Annotated in this window: 2 protein-coding genes; both read left to right on the top strand. The window is 40.1% G+C overall.

Annotated features, from left to right (window positions below; translation table 11 throughout):
- The first annotated feature begins 113 nt into the window (after positions 1–113).
- A complete protein-coding gene (locus ACTHUT_RS20275) occupies positions 114–644 on the top strand; it encodes a pilin (RefSeq protein ID WP_440419597.1) in 531 nt (176 codons plus the stop codon).
- A gap of 111 nt (positions 645–755) precedes the next feature.
- The gene (locus ACTHUT_RS20270; protein WP_250599669.1) at positions 756–1214 is read left to right on the top strand and encodes a pilin; all 459 of its coding nucleotides are present in this window, start codon (positions 756–758) and stop codon (positions 1212–1214) included.
- The last annotated feature ends 334 nt before the right edge of the window (positions 1215–1548 follow it).

Raw genomic sequence — 1548 nt, 5'->3', positions numbered from 1 at the left:
AAGCTGTATATTCCTTCTTACTTATGGTTTACTCATAATACATAGTGCCAAGCACATTACGGATTTTTTACTTAAACACAATTATTCACACTTTCAAACTGGAATTTTAAACAATGAAAGCAATCCAAAAAGGTTTCTCCCTGATCGAATTGATGATCGTCATCGCGATTGTCGGCATCTTGGCAGTTATCGCCCTGCCTGCATACCAAGACTACACTGCACGTGCCCAAGTTTCTGAAGCCATCTTATTGATGGAAGGTCAAAAGTCTGCTGTTGTTGAATACTATGCAGATAAAGGCAAATGGCCTAAGAGCAATGAAGAAGCAGGTATTGCAGATAAGAGCATCATTAAAGGTAAATATGTTGCACAAGTAGAAGTTGGTGGTGACGGTGTTATTACTGCCACAATGAAAAATGCTGACGTAAATAGCGAAATTAAAGGCAAAACCGTATCCCTTACTCCTCATGCCACTACTGCCGGTGCTACTACTGGTGCAACTGCAACTGCTAATGGTTCCTTTACTTGGACTTGTACTACAGGCAAAACCAGTGGCGTAGCTACAAAATTCTTACCTTCCTCTTGCCGTCCTGATGCTACTACAAGTAGTTCTGGAACAGGTGGTTCTGGAACAGGTGGTTCTTGAACAGGTGGTTAATTTAAATATCTAACAAAAGATATTCGACTCAAAGCAAATCCCATAATAATTATGGGATTTGCTTTATAAAATAAAAATAAGAAAACGACATACTCAAAAATGAAAAACCTACGCAAAGCCCAAATCGGTTTTAGCCTGATTGAGTTGATGATTGTTATCGGCATCATCGGCATTTTGGCGGTAGCAGCTCTTCCTGCATACCAAAACTATGTTGCCAGAGCACAAGTAGCAGAAGGCATTATGCTGGCCGGCAGCATGAAAAGCTATGTTGAAGAAGCCTATGCAAATAAAGGCAGCTTGCCGCTTGACCTCAATATCAAGCAACTCGCTTCAGACGACAATAAAGTCGGTAACTATGTAAAGATTGTCCGTATTGAAGATAACGGCACTATTGTTGTCGCCATCGGTAATCAAGCTGCTGTTCCTGTGAAGAATACCGAAATCCACCTGACACCAAGTTTTGCAAAAATAGGTGCTACTAAAGGCACAACAGTTTGGTCTTGCGGTGGCACCATGGATACACACTTCCTTCCTGTATCCTGCAAACAGAGCCTGTAAGCTTATTTCCCAAAACACAAAAATACATTGCGAAGAAAACACCCCAAACAAAGCCAAATACAAACGCGGAAAACGAATCAAAGCAAAAGAACAAAACTCTCCAAAACACGGGCATTAAGAGCCTGAATGATCACATTACGAAAATAAATGCCGTCTGAAATTCATTTTCAGACGGCCTCTTTATATCCAATCCTAATATGACATAAAACTTTGATCTTGATTAGTTTCAGACGGCCTTCATCTTTTCACCACTACATAAAACAAATTCGCAACACCCCTGATAAGACAATTTGTCGCCTATCTGAACTCAATATATAATTTAACCATACAAGTC

The organism is Neisseria sp. P0022.S010 (assembly GCF_051956635.1).
This window is presented reverse-complemented; position numbering and strand designations above follow the sequence as displayed.

What these genes read in the sequence shown, in the direction of transcription:
- ACTHUT_RS20270 (WP_250599669.1), top strand. Translation starts at nt 756, where the DNA reads ATGAAAAACCTACGCAAAGCCCAAATCGGTTTTAGCCTGATTGAGTTG.
- ACTHUT_RS20275 (WP_440419597.1), top strand. Translation starts at nt 114, where the DNA reads ATGAAAGCAATCCAAAAAGGTTTCTCCCTGATCGAATTGATGATCGTC.